Origin of the sequence: Planktothrix tepida PCC 9214 (assembly GCF_900009145.1) — a bacterium.
Taxonomy (GTDB): domain Bacteria; phylum Cyanobacteriota; class Cyanobacteriia; order Cyanobacteriales; family Microcoleaceae; genus Planktothrix; species Planktothrix tepida.
Window position 1 is genome coordinate 238,206 of the sequence record NZ_LN889796.1, and the last position, 19,648, is coordinate 257,853.

The window sequence follows — 19,648 nt, forward strand, 5'->3', positions numbered from 1 at the left end:
CTAGACTGACGCACCCTACGGATTAGAATTTTAGTTCTTGTAATAGCCAAAATCCGGCGAAGGATTCCGAATTGGGATCAGATTGAACGGCTAGAAAATGTACATTTTTTGCCTTTTCTTTGGTGAGTTCAAAATTTTTAGCTTCCTCTTGGGTTTTAGCATCGGGTAAATTAGCTAAAATCCAGCTTTCACTTTCCCCTGTTTCTAATAATAAACTCGGACGAGAACCGCTATCTAATCGTAAATATGCTAATTCTAATCCTGACATCCAAGCAGCTAAAGGAGTCGCCCTAGAGGAGTAAATAATGAACCCTGGAATCAAGGTTTCTGGTGCTAAACCCACCATCGATAATCCGAAGGCTTCCCCAAAACTAATATCCCATTCTGACATATCAGAAAAAGCACTAGCTTCTAAGGTTACAAATGCCCATTTATCCCCCCGCAAAGCATCAGGAAGGGGTTGAGGTTGAGATGGAACAAACTGAACGGAAGGATTAGCACCTTCTTGATAATTTTCTAAAGTCGGATACAATTTTTCCATCCGTTCCTGTAACCATTGATAAAGGGCATAGGTACGCCGACTCGCATAGGCAGGAATGGCTAATTCTTTACAAGATTTGGAAATCATATTCGCCATGGGACGGCGGAAAAAGCGAATGCGAGAGGGGGAGGTAGGGGCTTGGGCGATCGCCGTTTCAAGTGCTTCTTTTAACCAAATTGAGTTAACTTGGTTACTGGGACAAAACTGGGTGTAGCGAAACATGGTTTCAGCGCGATCTTCAATATTGACCGGGGTTTCACAGATTAAGACTTCCCAAACTTTTTTACCTTCTTCGTCCCGCAGGGGGCGACTATAAAAATCGAGTTCCCAAATAGTTGATTTCATTGATGGTTAGATTCTGCTGCATAAGTTTACCCTGTTGTTAATGCTAGAGTGATTCGGTTGTTGTGATCAATGCTTCCGGGTATCCAAGCTCAAAATTAAGATAGGGTCAACGCGGACACACCCTACCCCTGTTTTAATTCATCATTTGTTTAAAAAATGCGATCGCATCTTTTAACGCCACAATAAACGCATCAATTTCGGCTTTTGTATTGTAGAAATACAAACTCGCTCTGGCGGTAGCATTAACCCCTAAATAACGATGTAAAGGTTGGGTACAATGATGTCCTGAACGAATGGCAACCCCCGCATCATCTAACATGGTTGATAAATCATTGGCATGAATTCCATCCACACTAAAAGACGCTAAGGCGGCTCTTCCTTCTCCCTGAGTATTGGGGAGGGGGCCATAGAGTTTTAACTCAGGAATTTCTCGCAATCTTTCATACAAATAAGCCGTTAATTCATGTTCATAATCAGCGATTTTATCCATGCCAATTGACATTAAATAATCAATAGCAGCCCCTAAAGCGATCGCTTCTCCAATGGCTGGAGTTCCAGCTTCAAATTTATGGGGTAATTCTCCGACGGTAAAATGATCTAAATACACCTCAGCAATCATTTCTCCCCCTCCAAAAAAGGGTGGCATGGCTTCTAATACTTCTAATTTGCCGTATAAAAAGCCTATCCCCGTTGGAGCACACATTTTATGACCGGATGCCACTAACCAATCACAATCAATTTTCTGCACGTCTAAGGGGGTATGGGGCGCACTTTGGCAACCATCAATTAATACTTTTGCACCGTATTCATGGGCAATTTGAGTAATTTCTTCAATGGGATTAATGCAACCTAAAGTATTAGAAATATGCACAACAGACACTAATTTTGTTCGGTCTGAGATTAAGGTTTTAAACTGTTCTAAGTCGAATTCTTGAGTTTCTGTTAATTCCACAAATTTGATCACAGCCCCGGTTTTTTGGGCAACCATTTGCCAAGGAACTAAATTACTATGATGTTCCATGACGCTGAGAATAATTTCATCCCCGGCTTGTAAGGTATTTAAACCCCAAGAATAGGCAACTAAATTAATGGCTTCACTGGCATTGCGGGTATAGACAATTTCTTGATAGGATTTAGCATTAATAAATTGAGCAACTTTAACCCGTGCAGCTTCATAGGCATCCGTTGCTTTTGCACTTAAGACATGAACTCCCCGATGCACATTAGAATTATAATTTTGATAATACTCTTGAATAGCATTTAAGACCGCTAAGGGTTTTTGAGATGTAGCGGCATTATCTAAATAAACTAAGGGTTGACCGTTGATTTCCTGATGCAAAATTGGGAAATCTTGACGAACAATTTCAGCAAGTGTTTTTTCTTGAGTTAGCATTATTTTGAAGATCCTTAAATTTAATTTTAGGCTCCTATAGAAACCAGGTTTCTGAACTAAAAATTTTGATGAGAAACCCGGTTTTTGGAGTTAACTAAACTCAGTGCGACAAGAAACGCAACGGGATAAGACCTGTTTTAACGTTTCGGATGGTAATTTGCCTAGAATTTCTGCCGCGAAAGCATCAATTAACAGATGACGACTCATCAGTTCACTTAACCCCCGACTGCGTAAATAGAAGACTTCATCTTCTTCTAATTGACTGACGGTTGCACCATGGGAACATTTGACATTATCTGCCACAATTTCTAACTGAGGTTTGGTGTCTATTCTTCCTTTTGAAGATAGCAATAAATTCCGACTCAGTTGATTAGCATTGGTGAACTGTGCCGTTTGTGGCACAAAGACTTTACCATTAAAAACGCCATGTGCTTTGTGATCTATAATACATTTATGGACTTGATTAAATGTCCCATGTTGATGATTAAGCATCATGGCACTGTGGGTATCAGCCAACTGTTCACTGCCAATTAATGTTAATCCGTTGAGCGTCGTTTCCGTTGCTTCTCCCCGTTGATAAATCTCTAAATTATGGCGGGATAGTTTAGCACCTAAACTCACAGCATGGCAAGTATAGCGACTATTTCGACCTTGGAAAACAACATTTTTACCAATATGAAATGCTGTGCCTGCTCCCCGTTGTAGCCTTGTATGGTTGACTTCGGCATTTTCTTCGAGGTAAATTTCAGTTACGGCATTGGTAAAATAGGGTTGAACTTTTACCTGATCAGAACATCCGAATACTTCGGCGGTTGCATAATGTTCAATAACAGTAGATGAACTTCCTGTTTCTGCTACAATTAATGCTCTGGGTTGATTGATCACCGGGCGGTTATCCGGTAAGGCGATGAATAATAAATGAATCGGGGTTTCAATTGTTTTATTCTTTTCAACCCAAACAACAGCAACATCCTTAAACCCAGTGGTATTAAGAGTAGCAAAAACGTCTTGGTTTCCTTGTTGTTGGCTGAGATAATGGGGAAGATTTTCTTGTAATTTTTCAGGAAGTTGTGCTAAATTTCCAATAAAAACCCCGTCGGGAATGTCTTGAAGATCGGAAAGATGGGGAGCATAAATCCCATTAATAAAGACAATCCGTTTGTGTTCGGCTTCCGGTACAATTAAAGAGGCGATCGCTTCGGGTTGTAATTGAACAAAAGGAGCGACTTGAAATTGATATTCTAATAACGAAGATAAATCGGTAAACCGCCATTCTTCATCTTGTCTGGTAGGGATTTCTAATTCTTTAACCCAAGTTAAGGCATGATCCCGAATATTTTGCAATTGAAGGGTAACTTCCGATGCCAAGGAGCTTTGAAGAGACGGTTGAGAGACTTCGCTTTGAATTTGTTCTAACAGATGGTTTAAATAGGACACTTCCTGTTTTTCTGTGATTGTACTATTGTTCATTAAACCCCCACCATTGCCGAAGCAACAACATCATCATAGCCTTTTTCTTCCAGTTCTAAGGCGAGTTCTTTTGTCCCCGTTTTAATAATGCGTCCATCGGACACAACATGAACATAATCCGGCACAATATAATCGAGTAACCGTTGATAATGGGTAATCACTAACAAGGCGTTATTTTCGTTGGCTAACTGATTAACACCATTGGCAACAATTCGCAACGCATCAATATCTAAACCCGAATCTGTTTCATCTAAAACGGCTAATTTGGGTTCTAATAACGCCATTTGTAAAATTTCATTGCGTTTTTTCTCTCCCCCAGAGAATCCTTCATTAACGCTGCGTTCTAAAAATTCATCGCGCATTTTAACAATGTCTAATTTTTCCCGCACTAATTCATCAAAATCAAAGGCATCTAATTCTTCTAATCCTTTATATTTTTGATGAGCATTATAAGCAACTCTCAGAAAGTCTAAATTACTCACTCCCGGAATTTCAATGGGATATTGAAACGCCAAGAAAATTCCGGCTAAGGCGCGTTCTTCAGGTTCTAATTCTAATAAATTTTGACCTAAAAAGGTAATTTCCCCTCCAGTGACTTCGTAGCTCGGATGTCCGCTTAAAACTTTAGAAAAGGTACTTTTCCCTGAACCATTTAAACCCATAATAGCGTGGATTTCTCCGGCTTTGATTTCTAAATTAAACCCCTTAAGGATTTGTTTGTCGTCAATATTAGCCGTTAAATTTTTAACGGATAGAATAATTTCACTGTTCTCTTTAATCATGGTTGTCCGTTGTGAGATTTTTTCTAGTTTTCTAGTTCCCTGGTTCTACCAGGGAATGTAGTCGGGAGGCTCCGCCTCCTTTTTTACTAGAGGCAGAGCCTCTATTTCTCATTTCTAGGTAGAACCTAGAAACGAGGGGGGGTCGGGGAATGATTAACCAACGGTTCCTTCTAATTTCAAGCTCAATAATTTATCGGCTTCAACGGCAAATTCCATCGGCAATTTATTGAACACATCTTTGCAGAAACCGCTAATCATCATGGAGACAGCATCTTCAGCAGAAATTCCCCGTTGTGCAAAATAGAAAAGCTGGTCTTCTCCAATTTTAGACGTAGAGGCTTCATGCTCGACTTTAGCGCTATTATTTTCCACTTGAATATAGGGAAACGTATTCGCCTGGGCTCGATCTCCGATTAACATAGAATCACATTGAGAATAATTTCTCGCGCCTTCGGCTTTCGGCCCCATTTTCACTAACCCGCGATAACTATTAGCGGATTTTCCAGCAGAAATTCCTTTAGAAATAATCGTGCTGCGGGTATTTTTCCCAATATGGATCATTTTGGTTCCGGTGTCCGCTTGTTGTTTATTATTCGTCAGCGCAACGGAATAAAATTCACCCACTGAATTATCCCCAGCTAACACACAACTGGGATATTTCCAAGTAATAGCAGACCCCGTTTCTACCTGTGTCCAAGAAATCTTAGAATTCACTCCTTTGCATAATCCCCGTTTGGTGACAAAGTTGTAAATTCCGCCTTTGCCTTCTTCATCTCCAGCGTACCAATTTTGCACCGTAGAATATTTAATTTCCGCATTATCTAACGCGACTAATTCTACAACGGCGGCGTGCAGTTGATTGGTATCAAACATGGGGGCGGTACAGCCTTCTAAATAGGTGACAGAACTTTCTTCTTCTGCAATAATTAAAGTCCGTTCAAACTGTCCAGAATCACCGTTATTAATCCGAAAATAGGTAGACAAATCCATCGGACATTGGACACCTTTGGGAATATAAACAAATGATCCATCACTAAAAACGGCAGAATTCAATGCAGCAAAGAAATTATCGCCAACGGGAACGACACTTCCTAAATATTTTTCCACCAGTTCAGGATGTTCCTTAACGGCTTCGGAAATGGAACAGAAAATTACCCCGTCTTCAGCTAATTTTTCTTTAAAAGTTGTGGCAATGGAAACACTATCAAAAACCGCATCAACGGCTACATTAGAAAGACGCTTCTGTTCGCTTAAAGGAATACCTAATTTCTCAAAGGTTTCTAATAAAGTGGGGTCAACTTCTTCTAAACTTGCTTTTTTGTTTTCAACTTTGGGAGCGGAATAGTAGATAATAGATTGATAGTCAATGGGCGGATAGTTGACGTGGGGCCAAGTGGGTTCTGCCATCTTCAGCCATTGTCGATAGGCTCGTAGACGGAAGTTAAGCATAAATTCCGGTTCATTTTTTTTAGCCGAAATCAGGCGGACAACATCCTCACTGAGTCCACGGGGAATGGTGTCTGACTCAATATCGGTAACAAAACCGTATTTATACGGCTGGTTGACTAGGGTTTTAACGGAAGCACTCATAACCTTAAATTTAGTGTTCGATAGTTCTCAAAGGATGGCAGACGGGTGGTAGGCTGTTGACTTAAGCAACAGATTTGTTACTTAAGTCTATTTTAAGCTACATTAACAACAAGTGCATTGTCAAAGTCCAAATTTATAAATTTTTGTTAAGACGATGGCCACCACTCAGCAGCAGTCCACAAAACACGATATTCTGCAACTCCTTCTCAAACAGGGACAGGCGACGGCCCAGGAGTTAGCGGAAACCCTTGAGATTAGTCCCCAAGCCATTCGTCGTCATCTCAAAGATTTGGAACTGGAGGGGTTAATTGCCTATAACTCGGTTCAGGTGGGGATGGGGCGACCTCAGCACGTTTATGAATTGACGACTCAAGGACGGGAACGTTTTCCGAACCGTTATGATGAGTTTGCGATTTCCTTTTTGGATACTTTAGCGCAAACCGTCGGACATGAACAGGTTAGTCAAATTTTACAGAAACAATGGCAGCGTAAAGCTATTGAATATCGACAAAAAGTTGGGAAGGGTTCGCTCAAAGAACGAGTGGAAAAATTAGTGGAATTGCGGAAAGCCGAAGGATATATGGCGGAGTGGTATTTGGTGGAGTCAGAACAACTGGATACTCCGCGAGAACGTTATATTTTAACGGAACATAATTGTGCCATTTCTAATGTGGCGGAATCATTTCCCAGTGTTTGTGGTCATGAATTAGAAATGTTTGGGGCAATTTTAGAAGATTGTACCGTAGAAAGAACCCATTGGATTGTGAATGGGGAACATCGGTGTGGGTATTTAATTATAGGAGAGAACAGGGAACAGGGAACAGGGAACAGGGAGGAAAAGACAGACATAATATCTGGTTTTCTGCAACAATCTTTGTCCTAACCCTACTTGAGCGACTCCTATATTCAATTATTACATAAAGCTATGGAATTTTTAACTCAGGATGAAGCCATTCAAGTGGATGCGGCGTTATTATCCTCTAAGGATAAGTTCTCAACGCGGTTAGCGATTTATGCGTTACGCTGTTTGAAACAAATTTCTCAAAGCGAAGATATTATTATTGAAGATATTAAACCCGAACAAGTCCAGAATTGGGTTAGAAATGATTCTAGTTTTCAAGAAAATATTGAATTTGATGCCAATTTCGATAGTTTCTTTACTCAGTTATTAATGGCTTCATTAAATCCTTTAAAAAAAGCTTCAGAAGCCGAAAATATTCCAATTCAAAATTTAACGGTTAAACAGTTAATTCATTGGTTTGAACAGGAATCTAAGCAGAATTTAGAGCAAGATTGAAAACTATATGAGACAACCAATAAATAAGAGAAAATTAACACATATGATTAACCTAGATACTATCCAGCAAGACATAATATCATCGTAGCTGGCAACAGTTAAAGATGAGTGATACAATTTAATCAAATTTGCATTTGGTGTTTCAAAATCAGAAGCAATAGGCTAATCCTATGAATACCCTTGACCAAGTATTAGAAACTGCTTTACAACTACCCTACGAACAGCAGGAAATGCTGATCAAAATTCTGCAAAACCGCCACCAAGAAAGTCGCCGCGCAGAAATGGCTGTGGATGCAAAAAAAAGTTTGGCTGATTTCCATGCCGGAAAATTTAGATACCAGTCAGCCCACGATATTGTTCTAACATTGCGCCAGTCTTTGCAGGAGCCAGAAGCATGAGAATGCTGGTTCTAACCCCAAAATTCAAACGGGCATTCCGCAAATTTGTAAAGCGAAACGCTGAACTCCAGCAACGCATTGAAGAAACCCTTGAGCAAATTAGAGAACGAGAAATTTATCACAACTTGGTGTGTAGTTAAATTACGAGGCGACCTGTACACAGTCATCAGTCACCCGTGTGAATATTATTATTTAAACTTTTGATAGACTATGCCCATCAAAACTTTATTCTTAAATTTTTTCAAGTCTTGTAATCTTATAAACTTGATGAGGCGGTTCAGAATGTAATTCGATATAGAGCTTTCCATTATCCCAAGTGCTAATTGGGACAAGCAAAAAATTGAGCTTCACATCAAGTTCAATAACACCTTTGCAACAATCTGAAGTATTTTCTGACAATCTATATACTTTAATTATAAGTTTTAATTGGCATAGATCAGGAACTTTTTTAAAAATTAAATCAAATGTTTTTAACAATTCTTCTCGGTTGCTAGTATAAAAAAAATTTCCTGAATAAGAGGTTGAAATCAGCTTTCCTATTTCCTCCAAATCCTTACTTTCATAAGCTTTTTTAAATCCTTGAAAAAATGCTAAAGTATCACCACTAAGACCGTCAGGATTATTATCTTTGTTAAGAAATACATAGATATCTTTAGCGACTTGAATCAGAATAGAAATAGGAATATCAATCATATCTTCGCTAGTTAGATAGGTGGTATAAAAGTTAGAGTTTGCTTTGTGAGATATTATACCATGTTCTGTATTACAGCGATTTTCATACGGATGAAGTTCAGTAGGGACTAAAAAACCCGGTTTCTCAAAAAGCTTTTGTCTCCCAACTGAGATTGTTGTTAAGAAACCCGGTTTCTCAGCATTGAGTATACCTAAAAAGAGTGTTTTGGGGCTCGCTTTTAATCATGGTCAAGAGAGCGATCGCTTAAGATATAATCAAAACAACCCATCTCAGAAAATAGCTCAATCATGAAAACACAACTTAATCAAGAGGGACAGATTACTATACCTTCTAAAATTCGTGAGCGTTTAGAACTGAAACAGGGAGATGAATTCCTATTAATTGTTACCGGAAATGAAATTAGGTTACAACCCATTAAAAGAAAACGGCTGAGTGAATTCCGAGGAGTTTTACCCGCCACTCAAGCTTATCCGGGTAAGACAACTATACGCCAAGCTGTAGCTCAATCTTTAGCTCAGAAATCTAATCAGTTATAATCATGAGTAATTATTGGGTAGATGCCAATATTTTATTAAGGTTCATTACTAATGATCCTCTCGCTCTCGCTGAACGAGCTGCTAAATTTTTACAGAAAGCTGAACAAGGAGAAATTACACTCAAGGTATCTTCAATTGTTGTGGCTGAAGTGGTTTGGGTATTAATTTCTTTTTATGGTTATTCTCGACAACAAGTTGCAGATGTTTTGATAGGTTTGTTAACATCAGAGGGTATTATTCTTGAATCTAGTGAGCAAGTAATAACAGCCCTTGATAGTATGGCAACAGCAAATGTTGATTTTGTTGATGCTTATCTTGCAGAAGTAGCTCGTAAAGAAAATGAATTTATTGCTTCTTTTGATCGAGATTTCAAACGTTTAGATATACCTTATATATAGCAGTCCTAAATCATTATCAAGAGCATGATATAATGATATACACTACTTGATTATAACAATAAAAATTATGAATGGCTTACAACAGGCAGAAAAAGAGGGGAACAAAGAAATAGCTGAATTAGAAATTTTAATTGAGAGTAATCTTTCGGCAAGAGAACTAAAACGAGCAATAGCTGTCAGGATGGCACTCACCGGTAAAATTTACCGTGAAATCAGCCAAATTTTAGGCGTAAGCGAATTTTTTATTGGGTATTGGAAAAAAGTTTTTAAAGTCAAAGGAATCGCCGGGTTAAAACTAGGATATAAAGGCTCAAAAGGGTATTTAAGTATTCAACAAAAAACAGAAGTAATTGAGTGGTTAAAGAATAAAAAGTATTGGGATTTAGATGAGTTAGTTATTTATGTGGAGCAAGAATTTGGGGTAATATATAAATCCAAACAAAGCTACTATAAACTGTTTGAGCAGGCAAATATTAGTTGGAAGAAGTCTCAGAAAGTGAATCCCAAATTTAGCGAAGAGCAGGTAAAAAAAAAGAGAGAAGAAATTAATGAGATGTTATCGAAACAAAAGACTGGCATAGAATCGGGGGAAGTAATAGTATTTTTTTTAGATGAATGTCATCTACTTCATGGAGATGTTAAGGGCTACGTTTGGGGTCAATCAAATCTAAGAATTGAAGTTCCAATTACCAATGAAAAAGAGCGACAAACTTATTTTGGAGCACTGAATTATCAAAGTAAAAGATTCCACGTTCAAAGTTACCCATCTGGGGATGGAAAATCAACAGTTGAATTTATAAAATACTTACAAAACCAATATAAAAACAAGAAAATTATCTTAATTTGGGATGGAGCCACCTATCATAGATTTGGAGAATTTAGAAAATTTTTATCAGAAATAAATGGGGATAAAGAACCTGATGATTTTTTAATTACTTGTATTTTATTTGCTCCTAATGCTCCGCAACAAAATCCGGTTGAAGATATTTGGTTACAAGCGAAAAACTTTTTGAGGAAGTATTGGTATTTATGCAAGTCGTTTAAGATTATCAAATTTTTGTTTGAGTTCTTTACCAAAGAACATAAATTTGATTTTCCCAAAATTCATCAGTATACTTATACATAGAAAATCATTTAGGATTGCTATAGAGCCAGATTAATTAATTTTTGGTTGGTTCATTGGAATCAATTAATCTATTATACTAGACTACCAATTTCTATCATGACAACGTGATAATTTTAGGAAAAGGGATAGTATAAAACCCCAGTTTCTCAGGGAGGCTGGGGTATTTTAATAAGGTTGATAAGATTACGCTAGAATTACCATTCCCGCCGGGGGTAAGTTCACATGAACGGCGGTTCGATTTTGATACAGTTCAACGGTATCAATACGGAATCCATCACAATCACTTAAGGCAATCCAATATTGATAAACCTTAATAATAGCGGATAAAACTTCATCTTTTGAAAGGCAAAGATCTTTTAAATCAAAAAAGTCACCCCGGCGGAATTCAACATCTGGGTGCATGACATTTTCCCAAGCAGCTGCGTCCCAATGTTCAATTTTTCCGGCGCGAGTATACCAGTCCCAATTTTGAAATTCTTGCGGCCAAACGCCATCTTCAATAGACTGGGGTTTATCAATACAGTCTCCAGTTTGAGAACGCCATCCAGCAACCGGATGAGCCGGAGAATAGCGATAGGAAAGGGTATCTTTGTGTTCACCGTTTTCGTCTTGATAAAACCAGTTATTTCCGGTGTGATTATAAATAATATCGAGTAAAACGTACATTCCCCGTTCATGGGCCGCATCAACTAAATCTCTTAAATCTTGACGAGTTCCAAACCGAGGATCTATTTCTAAAAAGTTTTGAATTCCATAGCCATGATAGGTTTGTAAATCACACCGTTGTTTCCAAATTGGGCCGATCCAAAGGGTAGTTATACCGAGTTCTTTTAAGTAATCTAATTTACTTTCAATTCCTTTTAATGTTCCCCCTGAAAACTTGGTTCCAGCTTTCATCCAAGCTGCTTTATCTAGGGTTTTCCAGTCTTCGGGATGATGGCGATCGAACAGGGGGCGTTTGGATTCTTCCCCATCACTGAAGCGATCTGGTAACAGAAAATACAAGATTTGATCGCGCCAGTCGTCAGGGCTGGGATAAACTTTACCACGAGGTTTTAAATTAACTTCTGATAAGTTTGTTGGGGCTGAAAATTCCACAGGTGTTGTCATGGTGAGTCCCTTGATAGTAATAAATTTTGCTCAACAGGTAGAAATGAAAATAACAACTTAAAGAACATTCCCTCAAGAGGATTTTCACCCCTAAGTTGTGATTTCCTTTCGTTGATTCAAGGGGTTTTATACCCATTCAGAACAAAATACTAAATTGAACTCACAAGACTTGACACCCCCAGAGGCATAGCCTGTTTTTAACTAACGAGAACCCCGATTTTGATCTAACGCTTGATACCCTGATCTATTGGGGTTTTTGAATAATCATTTCTACAACTCGCCGTTTAGCAATGGGGTCAATTCCCAGTAAGCGAATATAATCTTGGGGATGTTCCGTTAAACAAGTTTCAATTCCTCGAAGAATATCTCCTTCTGATTGATTACCATTTAACCCGCAGCTATTCCAAGATCCGGTTTTAAACCGTCGTTTATCGGCGTATTCTAATCCAACCCGATAGCCACTGGATATAATCTGATCAATTTGTTCTAAGACTTCAATCCCTAAATTTGTACTAACGAATTTTCCCCCACTCACTAATGTACTGCCACTGGCATCTCCTTGCATTACGGTTGCCCCTGTACTATTAATACTATGGGGAGGCATAATGGGATTATAGGGGTTATGAGGAATGGGATTTAACGATTGTTGACGATTTTCTTGGGGAATGGGGGAAGCTCCAAATTGACTATTAAACGTGCGAAATTGATTATATTCTTCGACTAATCGCATTTCTTGAATCCGTTTTTGTTCCGCAACCATCAGTTGACCCATTTCAATTAAATGGGGTAGTTTAAAGTTGGGTTTCTGGAATTCAGGAGCTTTTTCCGCACTATTCACAATCCGTTTAGAAATACGTTCAACTCCCTGTTTATGAATAAAATCTCGAATTTGTTCATCATAAATTCGCGATCGCACAGCACTAAAAAAGTCAATGGATTGTTCAGGGAAAGTATCAACTAATTGAGTAATATCTTGTTGGGATAATTCATCGGTTTGGAAAATTCCCCGTAACACGCCAATGCGTTCCTCCCTTGTAGGTTCCCAATAAAATTTTTCCATGCGTCCATCCCGAATTAAGGGCGCGTATAATGTGGAAAAATCATTTCCGGTGACAATAATGGGAATCCGATGTAAGGGGGTTTCATCATAACTTCCCGGTAATTGAACATTAGTGGGATTATCCGCAATATTCATTAATGTAGCGTTCACTAATTGCGTATTCACGGTATATTGAGTACCCGAATCAAACCGTCCAGCACCCGCATCTAAATCATTAATAAATAAAGCACACATTTGTCCCCGAACTTTCACTTGTTCCGAGGCTTCCCGATATCTTAATCGAATTAATCGCGCCGGATCTCCCGCATCAGGACTTTCTAATTCCCCACCGGATATCATCACGGGTTCAAATCCCATTTTCTCAAAAACTAATTCACATTGAAAGGTTTTTCCTTCTCCCTTGCGTCCGTGAATTCCTAATATTAGAGGAACCCGGACACCAGGTAATTGTAAGAAATTTTTGGTGATATGAACAGCCAGTTTATCGAGAAAGCGAGGTGAAATATAATAAGACATATTGAAAATGACACAACAGTTTAAATTCGGTGCCCTAGTTTGATTTTACGATGAAAGGAACCTAAAATTAACCGTTATTAACATCTATCTTTAGAAATAGATTTAAGAAAAAATGTGGAACAGGCATCTTGCCTGTTAACCCTGTTAACCTGTGATCAGGGTTTAGCGGATCAGTTCATTAGACTTTTTTTCGGGGGTTTCTTGCTTATCTAGCCAATCTAATAAGCGTTTTGACACTTTCAATTGATTATTGAGAATTTCATCTGTCGCTACAATTACACCTAAGAGTATGGTTAAAGAAATAATATCCATGAGTAAACCCTCACGCTAATTAACTAGACCGTATAGTCTTTTCCTAAAATTAGGATAGACTGTACCGTCTAGTTTTGTCAAGCCTTGAAATATAGCTTAACTTCAAATATACTACATCAGAGAGGACATTCGGTCATAGTCGGAGTTGGGGGGCGATTTGATGAACCAGAATGCTAGTTAATCCACTTGTAATAAATTGCACCCCAATAGAAGCAACCAGTAAGCCTAAAATCCGAGTCGCAATACTTAACCCCACATTACCTAATATTCGTTGCAACCATTGTCCTGAAAGCAAAATGGCACAGACAATAGATGAAATAAAGACACAAACAGCAGCCAATTCAACAATCTGAAATCCATCTTTGTTAGCCTGAATTTCATTGGCATAGAGAATCACATTGGCAATTACACCTGGCCCCACCAGCAGGGGCATTGCCAAGGGAATCACAATCTTTCTATAAACAGACTTCGCTTCTTCCAAATCACTTTGATTGTCCTGTTCAGCAACATCTTGCACCTTACCTTTCATATTACCTGTTACCAAGTTAATCCCAATTAGTAACAGCAAAATACCCCCAGCAATTCGGAATGAATCTAAGGTAATGCCAAAGAACTGAAGGAGAGACGATCCCGTCAATAAAAACAGCAGAAGCAAGCCTAATACAGTGAGTGAAAGTAAGACTGCGAGCCATTTTTGTACCCCTTTGTTTTCTTTAGCGGTGTAACTGATAAAAACGGGCAAAACCCCCAAAGGATTGAGCAGTGCAAATAAACTAGCTGCAAATGTACTGAGAAGTTGTGTATCCATTAATGGTATTTCTTACTGTTCCCTGTTCCCTGTTCCCTCTTCCCTGTTCCCTGTTCCCTTAGTTTCAGAATCCGCTATTTGAGATGATGGGTTTTCAATTCTTCTTGAATTTGCTCCAGCGTCCGACCTTTGGTTTCTGGAACCAGTAAGTAGGTAAAGACTACCGAGCAAAGGGTAAGTACAGCATAGAGCCAGAAGGCACCCGGACGCCCCAAGGCGTTGACAATAGAGAGGAACGTCATCGCCACGATTAGGTTTGCGCCCCAGTTGGCAACCGTCGCCACACTCATAGCTTTAGAGCGAATATTAAGCGGATAAATCTCAGAAATTAACAGCCAGAACACAGGGCCTAAACCAATGGCAAACGATGCCACATACAGCATTAGAATTATAACAACCGCAACACCCAGAGACGAAGCTAGTTGGGGCAATTGAAAGGAAACTGCCAATAAAGCCAGAGAAATTGCCATCCCAATCAAACTGGTTAACAGCAAGGGTCGCCGTCCGGCTCGATCAACAAACCAAGAGCCAACAATAGTAAACAGCACGTTAATCACCCCGACCCCCGTTGTTGCTAGAATTGAAGCCCCAGCCGATTTTAAACCGGAAAATTCCATAATCGTCGGTGCGTAGTAAATCACGGTATTAATTCCGGTGACTTGCTGGAAGATTGCCAACCCAATGCCAATCATCAACGGTAATCGTAATGCGGGTTTAAGCAAATCAGACCATTGCGATGAACCTTCCGTTGCCAAACTACTGTGAATCTCCTCCAGTTCTGCATCGACATTTTGAGTACCGCGAATCTGATGTAACACCTTGCGCGCCTGTCCGCCCCGATTTCGCATGATCAACCAACGGGGACTATCGGGCATTTTTGCCATCCCCAAAGCCAGTGCTAAAGCGGGAACAATTGCCAACCCTAGCATCAGACGCCAACCCTCTGACACATTAGTAAACAGGTAATCGACCCAATAAGACAGCAAAATTCCCAGGGTTAAGGCTAATTGATTCAGGAAAACCAGTGTTCCCCGAATACTCTTAGGTGCAACTTCCGAAATGTACATTGGAGAAATAAAAGACGCGATCCCAATTCCAACCCCAACAATAACCCGTCCGATCACCAAAATCGTTAGGTTAGGGGTAAAGGCTGTTAACAACGCACCCAAACCAAAAATGATGCCAGCGAGAATAATCATGTGTCGCCGTCCAAAGCGATCGCCCAGCAGTCCACCTAAAGCCGCTCCGGTCACTGAACCCACCAGCACCGAACTGACGACAAATTCCTGCATGGTGGAATCTAAGCGAAATTGCTCTTTAATGAACAAAATTGCTCCTGAAATGACCCCCGTATCGTAGCCAAACAGCAGTCCGCCAATAGCTGCGATCGCCGAAACAATAATGACAAACCGAGAGACCTGATGATGGGTTCCAGATGGAACAGGTTGAGAGGTTGATGATGTTTGCGCCATAATAACAATCCTGATAATCGTGGGATTTCAATGGTTAATCTGCTGAAAATTGAGTGATGAAATCAGGGGAGCTAAAACAAAAGCATTTGCCCAAGCTGGTCATAAAAGGCTTTATCATTCACCTCCTGAATCAGTTTGGCGACCAGTGCCGTCCATCCCGCTTGTTGACTGGCTCCCAATCCGACGCCATTGTCGCCCTGAAAATATTCATGAAACCGAAGTAAATCTCGCCAGTGGGGATCTTGTTGGAATTTGGTGATATCACCGTATATCGGACGACCTTCTGCGCCCTTACGAAACAAGTTAATCAGCCGTTGCGATAGTTCTTCGGCGACTTCCTTCAACGTCATCAGATTGCCTGATCCCGTCGGGCATTCCACGCGAAAATCATCCCCCAGATAGCGGTAATATCGCTGCATGGATTCAATCAGTAAATAATTCATCGGAAACCAGATCGGGCCACGCCAGTTAGAATTTCCTCCAAATTCCCCTGTGGTGGATTCGGCGGGTTCATAGTCGATTACATAGTCATGTCCCTGGTTATTTAAGTGATAGGGATGCTGTCGGTGATATTGTGATACCGATCGAATCCCATAGGAAGACAGAAACTCCGATTCATCCAATAAATGTTTGAGGATTCGTTTCAGTTCTTCCGGTGTAGCAATGGCACACAACCGTCGTTCTGATTTGCCTTTGAGCTTCAGGGAAGCAATATGTTGCATTAAATCGGGACGACGTTGGATCAATTTTTCCATCCCGGCTTGAAAGTCGGGAAATTGTTCGAGAACTTCCGGTTCCAGGGTACAAACCGCCAGTAACGGAGCTAACCCGACTAGGGAATAGATTTTGAGGGAGATTTCTTGCCCATCGGGTAGAGTTAAGGCACTAAAGAAAAAGCCTGCGGTTTCGTCCCAGAGGCTAAGATGATGATCGTCTCCGACCCGATCCATCGCTTGGGCAATATTCAGGAAGTGACGCAAAAAACTCAGGGCTGTTTGCCGATAAACGCCATCGCTACGGCCTAACTCCAGGGCAATTATCATCATGTTGAGGGAAAACATTCCCATCCAGGCAGTCCCATCGGACTGTTGCAGATAACCGCCCGTGGGTAACGCGGCACTGCGGTTAAAGATGGTGATGTTATCTAACCCCAGGAAACCACCCTGAAATAGATTTTTTTGATCTTTGTCTTCCCGATTTAGCCACCAATAGTAATTGGCTTGTAATGTCTGAAAGATCTGTTCGAGAAAGTTGCGATCGCCTTGTCCAGTTTTCTGTTTTTCATATTGATAAATCTTCCAAGCTGCCCAAGCTTGTACAGGGGGATTGACATCACTAAAACACCATTCATAAGCCGGAATTTGCCCCTGTAAATTGATACATTCCTCACTGCATAATAGGAGTAATTGTTGTTTAGCAAACCCAGGATCAATTAAGGCAAAGACAACGCAGTGAAACGACCAATCCCAAGCGGCAAACCAAGGATATTCCCATTTATCCGGCATCGAAATCACGGCTTTGGTATAGAGCGTTTGCCATTCTTTGTTTCGTCCCGTCAAGCGTTCGGTCGGAGGAGGAGGCTGCCCAGGATCACCCTGTAACCAGGTATGTACGTCATAGTCATAAAACTGTTTACTCCACAGCAATGCTGCAAAGGCTTGTCGCTGAATCGTGCGATCATCCTCATTTAACCCCGGAAATAAGTTTGTATAAAACTGATCTGCTTCCTGTTGCCGTTGGTTAAATAGGGCTGCAAATTCAGAGCCGAATGCTGCCTCAACGGGTTGATGGGTGAATCGCAATTGCAGCGTTACGCGCTCTCCCGCCGTGAGGGTGAGATGATAGTGGGCTGCCGATTTAGTGCCAATTTGGTTAGGGTTTATAGCTTCTGACTGACCCTGAATCAGATAGGTGTGAAAAGCATCTTTGACATAAGAGGTCGGATTTTCGCTCCCAAACAAGCGTTTAAAATTTGTCTCATTTTCGGTAAATAAGAGCGAGGGGCTATTGCCAAAAACGTGATCGCAATACAGCCAATAGTCCCCATAGTCGGGATGATAAAGTTTAATGCCCCCATCCGTTGCTGTCAGTTGTTGGGTCGGTTTACGACCTGTCCATGACCAAGTATTGCGAAACCAGAGGGTGGGTAAAACATCAATTTCGGCAGTTTCTGGGCTTCGATTGACAATATGAATTCGGATACAAATATCGTCTGGAGTCGCTTTTGCATATTCTGCCGTAATATCAAAATAGCGATTATCCTTAAAGATGCCTGTATCGATTAATTCATATTCTCCTTGTTGTCGGGTTCGGGCTGCATTAACATTAACTAATTCGGTATAAGGATAAGCTTGTTGTGGATATTTATAAACCCAGCGCATATAAGAATGACTGGGAGTATTATCTACATAATAGTAATACTCTTTGACATCCTCACCATGATTGCCTTGAGCATTCGTTAGCCCAAACAACCGTTCTTTTAAAATAGAATCCTGTCCGTTCCAAAACGCTAAGGCAAAGCAGATTTCGCCCGCAGCGTCGCAAAATCCCCCTAACCCGTCTTCACCCCAACGGTAAACCCTGGAACGAGCATGGTCATGGGGAAAGTAATCCCAGGCATTACCATGAGGTGAATAATCTTCTCGTACCGTTCCCCACTGGCGCTCGCTTAAATAAGGGCCCCATTGACTCCAGACTTGTGATTCACTATTTTCTTGAACTCGCTTTTGTTCAGCGTTCATATCGTTAAATATTCGTTAAAACAGAAACCGGGTTTCTGACGAAAAAATCTCGATTGTATTGATAAAATCTGAACTAGAAACCCGGTTTTTGTAGTCTAAAAACTAGCTAATAATATTTGCCCGAACTATTCCTCGACGCCAAAATCTTGGCGCAGTTTGGCTTCCTGCTCGTGGGTGAGGTTAGATTGAATTAATTCGCCTCGTTCTTCAGGTGTAAAAGCGTCTTCCACCTTATCAATTGTGACTTGACCCGTCAGCAAGAAAAGGGCAGAAGTTCCTTCTGTAACCTTGCTTTTGACATCATTGATAAAGTCGTCATTAATTCCATAGTCTGTAAAATGACCTGAAAGCGCACCAATGGCGGCTCCCATTGCCATTCCCAGAAAGGGCATAAAGAAGATGAGTCCAAACAGCATTCCCCAGAATGCTCCCCCTAATGCTCCTGCTCCTGTTGTGTCCATCGCCTGATAGGTTTTAGGACGTTTGCGACCCTCTGGCCAAGAGACAATTGCCGCATCAAGAACTTGAATTAGTTGCTGTTTTTGCAGGTCTTGTAATTTGTTGAGGGCGTTATCTGCACCATCAGCCGTATTAAATTTCCAGACCGTCAATGCTGCCATAATTTAAGTTTTCCTTTGTTGAACGTTGAGACAAAACTGATATTTTCAATGATTTGGACATATCTTCTAAAAGCACTTGCAACTCTAACAAAGAAAAGTGACAAACTCAGGTCAATTTCACTCCTAAGTCAATTTTTTTCAAGAACTGCCTACCTTATACTTAACGCTACATTATCTAATCCTTATAACTTCAGCCACGACATCTTTTTATTGCACGGGTTTGACACTTTTGTTCTGTAAACTTTTCCGGGGTTGTCCATTAATTGTTTAGCTTCTTCCGCACTCGTGCCCCACGTCTGACCCGTTAGGGCAGCGTGGGATGAATTGCGGTTGGGTTTTATGATTGTAAAATAGATTATAATAATTAACAAAAGGAGGTGATCCAAAGTGCTGAAGGCAACAAAAGTTAGGCTATATCCAACAACAGAACAGGCATTAG

Annotated in this window: 20 protein-coding genes and 1 pseudogene; 8 read left to right on the forward strand and 13 right to left on the reverse strand. The window is 40.4% G+C overall.

All coding sequences use genetic code 11. From position 1 onward, the window contains the following. Positions 1-22: 22 nt before the first annotated feature. The 5 genes from PL9214_RS11680 to sufB all read right to left on the reverse strand — a co-directional run bounded on the left by PL9214_RS11680 (position 23) and on the right by sufB (position 6,121). Positions 23-886, reverse strand: a complete 864-nt coding sequence (locus PL9214_RS11680) for a Tab2/Atab2 family RNA-binding protein (protein WP_072718984.1) — start codon at positions 884-886, stop codon at positions 23-25. Between the two features lie 133 nt (positions 887-1,019). Beyond that, entirely contained in the window at positions 1,020-2,282 is a 1,263-nt protein-coding gene (locus tag PL9214_RS11685; protein WP_072718985.1) for a SufS family cysteine desulfurase, read from the reverse strand. 87 nt (positions 2,283-2,369) lie between these two features. Further along, on the reverse strand, positions 2,370-3,749 hold the full coding sequence (gene sufD / locus PL9214_RS11690) for a Fe-S cluster assembly protein SufD (protein ID WP_072718986.1): 1,380 nt from the start codon (positions 3,747-3,749) through the stop codon (positions 2,370-2,372). Continuing rightward, complete coding sequence (gene sufC, locus PL9214_RS11695; protein WP_072718987.1) at positions 3,749-4,531, reverse strand: Fe-S cluster assembly ATPase SufC; 783 nt, start codon at positions 4,529-4,531, stop codon at positions 3,749-3,751. Before sufC ends, sufD begins: the two co-directional genes overlap by 1 nt. A gap of 153 nt (positions 4,532-4,684) precedes the next feature. Then, the gene (gene sufB / locus PL9214_RS11700) at positions 4,685-6,121 is read right to left on the reverse strand and encodes a Fe-S cluster assembly protein SufB (RefSeq protein ID WP_072718988.1); all 1,437 of its coding nucleotides are present in this window, start codon (positions 6,119-6,121) and stop codon (positions 4,685-4,687) included. A 154-nt stretch (positions 6,122-6,275) separates the two neighbouring features. Between sufB and sufR the strand changes: the two genes are divergently transcribed. The 4 genes from sufR to PL9214_RS11720 all read left to right on the forward strand — a co-directional run bounded on the left by sufR (position 6,276) and on the right by PL9214_RS11720 (position 7,956). Next, positions 6,276-7,004, forward strand: a complete 729-nt coding sequence (gene sufR / locus PL9214_RS11705; RefSeq protein WP_072718989.1) for an iron-sulfur cluster biosynthesis transcriptional regulator SufR — start codon at positions 6,276-6,278, stop codon at positions 7,002-7,004. A 42-nt stretch (positions 7,005-7,046) separates the two neighbouring features. Next, positions 7,047-7,418 (forward strand): NDH complex assembly factor CRR9, encoded by a 372-nt coding sequence (locus PL9214_RS11710; protein ID WP_072718990.1) that lies wholly within the window; start codon positions 7,047-7,049, stop codon positions 7,416-7,418. A 170-nt stretch (positions 7,419-7,588) separates the two neighbouring features. Continuing rightward, positions 7,589-7,816 carry a hypothetical protein gene (locus tag PL9214_RS11715; protein ID WP_072718991.1) on the forward strand — a complete coding sequence of 76 codons (228 nt, stop codon included), beginning with the start codon at positions 7,589-7,591 and terminating at the stop codon, positions 7,814-7,816. Positions 7,817-7,818: 2 nt separating this feature from the next. Beyond that, complete coding sequence (locus tag PL9214_RS11720) at positions 7,819-7,956, forward strand: plasmid stabilization system protein (RefSeq protein ID WP_245824236.1); 138 nt, start codon at positions 7,819-7,821, stop codon at positions 7,954-7,956. A 91-nt stretch (positions 7,957-8,047) separates the two neighbouring features. Here the strand turns inward: PL9214_RS11720 and PL9214_RS11725 are convergent, their stop codons facing one another. Then, positions 8,048-8,509: a hypothetical protein gene (locus PL9214_RS11725; protein ID WP_072718992.1), complete on the reverse strand. Its 462-nt coding sequence runs from the start codon at positions 8,507-8,509 to the stop codon at positions 8,048-8,050. Between the two features lie 288 nt (positions 8,510-8,797). Here PL9214_RS11725 and PL9214_RS11730 point away from each other — a divergent pair, with 288 nt between their 5' ends. The 3 genes from PL9214_RS11730 to PL9214_RS11740 all read left to right on the forward strand — a co-directional run bounded on the left by PL9214_RS11730 (position 8,798) and on the right by PL9214_RS11740 (position 10,570). After that, entirely contained in the window at positions 8,798-9,046 is a 249-nt protein-coding gene (locus tag PL9214_RS11730; RefSeq protein WP_083579981.1) for an AbrB/MazE/SpoVT family DNA-binding domain-containing protein, read from the forward strand. A gap of 2 nt (positions 9,047-9,048) precedes the next feature. Further along, on the forward strand, positions 9,049-9,444 hold the full coding sequence (locus tag PL9214_RS11735; RefSeq protein ID WP_072718994.1) for a type II toxin-antitoxin system VapC family toxin: 396 nt from the start codon (positions 9,049-9,051) through the stop codon (positions 9,442-9,444). 67 nt (positions 9,445-9,511) lie between these two features. After that, positions 9,512-10,570: an IS630 family transposase gene (locus PL9214_RS11740; protein ID WP_072718995.1), complete on the forward strand. Its 1,059-nt coding sequence runs from the start codon at positions 9,512-9,514 to the stop codon at positions 10,568-10,570. A gap of 183 nt (positions 10,571-10,753) precedes the next feature. Here the strand turns inward: PL9214_RS11740 and PL9214_RS11745 are convergent, their stop codons facing one another. The 7 genes from PL9214_RS11745 to PL9214_RS11770 form a co-directional block, all read right to left on the reverse strand. Further along, positions 10,754-11,680: an alpha-amylase family glycosyl hydrolase gene (locus PL9214_RS11745; RefSeq protein WP_072718996.1), complete on the reverse strand. Its 927-nt coding sequence runs from the start codon at positions 11,678-11,680 to the stop codon at positions 10,754-10,756. 244 nt (positions 11,681-11,924) lie between these two features. Further along, positions 11,925-13,256 (reverse strand): RuBisCO small subunit-like domain-containing protein, encoded by a 1,332-nt coding sequence (locus tag PL9214_RS11750; protein WP_072718997.1) that lies wholly within the window; start codon positions 13,254-13,256, stop codon positions 11,925-11,927. A gap of 162 nt (positions 13,257-13,418) precedes the next feature. Beyond that, entirely contained in the window at positions 13,419-13,568 is a 150-nt protein-coding gene (locus tag PL9214_RS31220) for a hypothetical protein (protein WP_186440345.1), read from the reverse strand. Between the two features lie 133 nt (positions 13,569-13,701). Further along, positions 13,702-14,376, reverse strand: coding sequence for a MarC family protein (locus PL9214_RS11755; RefSeq protein ID WP_072718998.1), 675 nt, complete (start codon positions 14,374-14,376; stop codon positions 13,702-13,704). A 74-nt stretch (positions 14,377-14,450) separates the two neighbouring features. Further along, a complete protein-coding gene (locus PL9214_RS11760) occupies positions 14,451-15,848 on the reverse strand; it encodes a sugar porter family MFS transporter (RefSeq protein WP_072718999.1) in 1,398 nt (465 codons plus the stop codon). Positions 15,849-15,919: 71 nt separating this feature from the next. Then, positions 15,920-18,589 carry an MGH1-like glycoside hydrolase domain-containing protein gene (locus PL9214_RS11765; protein WP_072719000.1) on the reverse strand — a complete coding sequence of 890 codons (2,670 nt, stop codon included), beginning with the start codon at positions 18,587-18,589 and terminating at the stop codon, positions 15,920-15,922. A gap of 125 nt (positions 18,590-18,714) precedes the next feature. Then, positions 18,715-19,209: a DUF1269 domain-containing protein gene (locus PL9214_RS11770; RefSeq protein WP_072719001.1), complete on the reverse strand. Its 495-nt coding sequence runs from the start codon at positions 19,207-19,209 to the stop codon at positions 18,715-18,717. Positions 19,210-19,596: 387 nt separating this feature from the next. Between PL9214_RS11770 and PL9214_RS33055 the strand changes: the two are divergent. After that, positions 19,597-19,641 (forward strand): annotated as a pseudogene (locus PL9214_RS33055) (helix-turn-helix domain-containing protein); the annotation flags it as partial. Positions 19,642-19,648 lie beyond the last annotated feature (7 nt).

Excerpts from the sequence above, each read along its gene's own strand:
- PL9214_RS11680 (WP_072718984.1), bottom strand. The coding sequence starts at position 886 with ATGAAATCAACTATTTGGGAACTCGATTTTTATAGTCGCCCCCTGCGG.
- sufD (WP_072718986.1), bottom strand. The coding sequence starts at position 3,749 with ATGAACAATAGTACAATCACAGAAAAACAGGAAGTGTCCTATTTAAAC.
- sufC (WP_072718987.1), bottom strand. The coding sequence starts at position 4,531 with ATGATTAAAGAGAACAGTGAAATTATTCTATCCGTTAAAAATTTAACG.
- sufB (WP_072718988.1), bottom strand. The coding sequence starts at position 6,121 with ATGAGTGCTTCCGTTAAAACCCTAGTCAACCAGCCGTATAAATACGGT.
- sufR (WP_072718989.1), top strand. The coding sequence starts at position 6,276 with ATGGCCACCACTCAGCAGCAGTCCACAAAACACGATATTCTGCAACTC.
- PL9214_RS11710 (WP_072718990.1), top strand. The coding sequence starts at position 7,047 with ATGGAATTTTTAACTCAGGATGAAGCCATTCAAGTGGATGCGGCGTTA.
- PL9214_RS11715 (WP_072718991.1), top strand. The coding sequence starts at position 7,589 with ATGAATACCCTTGACCAAGTATTAGAAACTGCTTTACAACTACCCTAC.
- PL9214_RS11720 (WP_245824236.1), top strand. The coding sequence starts at position 7,819 with ATGCTGGTTCTAACCCCAAAATTCAAACGGGCATTCCGCAAATTTGTA.
- PL9214_RS11725 (WP_072718992.1), bottom strand. The coding sequence starts at position 8,509 with ATGATTGATATTCCTATTTCTATTCTGATTCAAGTCGCTAAAGATATC.
- PL9214_RS11730 (WP_083579981.1), top strand. The coding sequence starts at position 8,798 with ATGAAAACACAACTTAATCAAGAGGGACAGATTACTATACCTTCTAAA.
- PL9214_RS11735 (WP_072718994.1), top strand. The coding sequence starts at position 9,049 with ATGAGTAATTATTGGGTAGATGCCAATATTTTATTAAGGTTCATTACT.
- PL9214_RS11740 (WP_072718995.1), top strand. The coding sequence starts at position 9,512 with ATGAATGGCTTACAACAGGCAGAAAAAGAGGGGAACAAAGAAATAGCT.
- PL9214_RS11745 (WP_072718996.1), bottom strand. The coding sequence starts at position 11,680 with ATGACAACACCTGTGGAATTTTCAGCCCCAACAAACTTATCAGAAGTT.
- PL9214_RS11750 (WP_072718997.1), bottom strand. The coding sequence starts at position 13,256 with ATGTCTTATTATATTTCACCTCGCTTTCTCGATAAACTGGCTGTTCAT.
- PL9214_RS31220 (WP_186440345.1), bottom strand. The coding sequence starts at position 13,568 with ATGGATATTATTTCTTTAACCATACTCTTAGGTGTAATTGTAGCGACA.
- PL9214_RS11755 (WP_072718998.1), bottom strand. The coding sequence starts at position 14,376 with ATGGATACACAACTTCTCAGTACATTTGCAGCTAGTTTATTTGCACTG.
- PL9214_RS11760 (WP_072718999.1), bottom strand. The coding sequence starts at position 15,848 with ATGGCGCAAACATCATCAACCTCTCAACCTGTTCCATCTGGAACCCAT.
- PL9214_RS11765 (WP_072719000.1), bottom strand. The coding sequence starts at position 18,589 with ATGAACGCTGAACAAAAGCGAGTTCAAGAAAATAGTGAATCACAAGTC.
- PL9214_RS11770 (WP_072719001.1), bottom strand. The coding sequence starts at position 19,209 with ATGGCAGCATTGACGGTCTGGAAATTTAATACGGCTGATGGTGCAGAT.